The 2,053-nt window shown below is 41.7% G+C and carries 3 protein-coding genes; all 3 read right to left on the reverse strand.

Translation table 11 applies throughout. The annotated features are described in order from the left end of the window. Positions 1–124 precede the first annotated feature (124 nt). Positions 125–550: a cupin domain-containing protein gene (locus AACT52_RS11135; RefSeq protein ID WP_083630840.1), complete on the reverse strand. Its 426-nt coding sequence runs from the start codon at positions 548–550 to the stop codon at positions 125–127. A 164-nt stretch (positions 551–714) separates the two neighbouring features. Next, the gene (locus AACT52_RS11140; RefSeq protein ID WP_073636643.1) at positions 715–1,308 is read right to left on the reverse strand and encodes an EF-hand domain-containing protein; all 594 of its coding nucleotides are present in this window, start codon (positions 1,306–1,308) and stop codon (positions 715–717) included. A 460-nt stretch (positions 1,309–1,768) separates the two neighbouring features. After that, positions 1,769–2,053, reverse strand: a 285-nt coding sequence (locus AACT52_RS11145) for an alpha/beta hydrolase family protein (RefSeq protein WP_158055060.1), incomplete at its 5' end; no start/stop codon positions are given.

Consider the following 2,053-nt stretch of genomic DNA (forward strand, 5'->3'; position numbering starts at 1 on the left):
TGGAACCTAAACTTTGACTTTTTCAATCTCGCCAAAATTAGTGATGTAGGAAAAAGTTTTTGCCACAAAGCTATAAATTTTACCCAATAACAAGGTTTACGCTGCTTAAATGGATAAAGACGAGCTAAGACGAGCTATATTTTTGGTCAGGATAAAGACAAATCTCTTGTGGCGAACTTCGGGCAACGATATATTCCATCACTTCCTGCCCACAATTAACCGGGCAATGCACGACACCAGTTGGAATATATAGGAAATCGCCTGCTTTTATATCTACAAATCTATTATTTTCAACACCTAGTAAAACTCTGCACGTTCCCGTAATAATGTATATCGCAGTCTCAAAAGGATGATAGTGTGGGGTTGCACCTGCTCCTGGTGGAATTACCCCGTGAGCCATACTAAGCTTCTTTGAGCCAACAGTTTCTTCAGTTACACCCCAGCCTCGAACATACCCATGATCTGTATCACAAATCCTTTCTGGCTCCTGGACAACTACAACACTACTCACTTGCTGTGGAATGCAAGTATCTAAAATTTCAGAACTCATAAACTATCACCTTAAAAACTATACTATTCAAAAGAAATTAGGTGTTCCATCTCTTGATATATCTAATAAGAATGCAAGGACAGTTAAGACATTTAATTTAGGCGCCGACCGAGACAAGACGAGCAATCGTCGCGGGGCGTCTGGCAACGGCGCCTCGCTCCCGGTTATCTTGTCTTGCTGCCGACAACCACGGTATTGTCCCAAACGTCACCGTACAGCCAGTTGCCTCGCGCGTTTGGGTCGTTGCTAGTGTAGTATTCCTGCCACGCGCTTAGGAGTTCATTGACCGTAAGCTTTCCGTCGCCGTCGTCGAGTTTCTGGAAGGCTAGCTCGCTGTTCGCCGACTTACAGCCAAAAGCTTTGTGGAATTTGGCGAACTCACTTTGTTCAAGAAAACCGTCGCCGTCTCGGTCGCAGATTGTGAAGGTCGCTTCCGCGAGGGGACGGAAGCCTGCTTTATAGGTTTCTGGGTCTTCGGCAAAGGCTTTGCGTAGGCCATTGCGCCATTCCTCTGAAGTGACTTTGCCATCGCCATCGACATCCATCTTGGCTTGTATATGAGTCCAAAAATGTTCAAACGCCTGCAATAGTTTTTGTGTTTTGGGGCTGCCCATAGGCTCGCCCAGATAAGTAACAATACGAGCGGCGAGAGCGAGTACATCAGCCTGTTCTAAAATACCGTTACCGTTGATATCGGCGTGAGTAAAACAAACATCAAATTTTCTATCTAACAAATCTTGAGTTTGAGCGACAGCCACGTTTAATCTCCATTATAGAAAGTGTTGTATTAGCCGCACTGTTTGACCATTTGGTGCGGATAAACTTATTTGATAGTGTTTCAAATTTTTGAGGTTTTGTCAACTTTTTGTGAAAGCTTCGGAAACGTTCTTGGCAGTAAGCACAGGGAAGAAGTAAGGATGAAAAATTAAAATTTAAAGTTTGATTTTTGTCTCATTAACTAAATTTTATAAGGCTTGTGTATTGTCAAAAATAATTATAGTGGAATCATTCAAAAAACTACCATTATTTTATAACAAATTTTTCTTTTCCTACTTTTCCTACTTTTCCTACTTTGCCTACTTTTCCTACTTTTCAGTCAGGACATCATTGCCAAACATTAGACAGTTGGAGCCATAGCCGCCGTGCTGTCGTCAAGGTTGATTATAGAGATTGAAATCTACCTTGATAGGGTGTATAGAATAATGGTTAGGGTAAGTTTTAGGATTTAGTATATTTATTAATCCAGTCAACAATCTGCTTATTAACTTTTGCCCGATTTTGACTAATACTGTGGTCATCGCCTTCGTAAACGGTCATTTCAAAGGGTACTTGGTTTTTGTATAGACCCATCGCCAGCTCTAGAGTTTGGCTCACTTCCACTCTCCAATCCTTAGTGCCATGAATTAGTAAAATAGGCGTGGTTTTGGTAAACTTCTCAGTCGAGTCAATTGCAGACCTTTTCTTTAGCTCTTCTGGGTTATCCGTGTCAAAGTATTGATGTCT

Source organism: Scytonema sp. HK-05, assembly GCF_963872035.1.
Taxonomy (GTDB): Bacteria; Cyanobacteriota; Cyanobacteriia; order Cyanobacteriales; family Nostocaceae; genus Kalymmatonema.

Bases quoted from the DNA above. Each gene is read 5' to 3' on its own strand.
- AACT52_RS11135 (WP_083630840.1), bottom strand. From the start codon at position 550: ATGAGTTCTGAAATTTTAGATACTTGCATTCCACAGCAAGTGAGTAGT.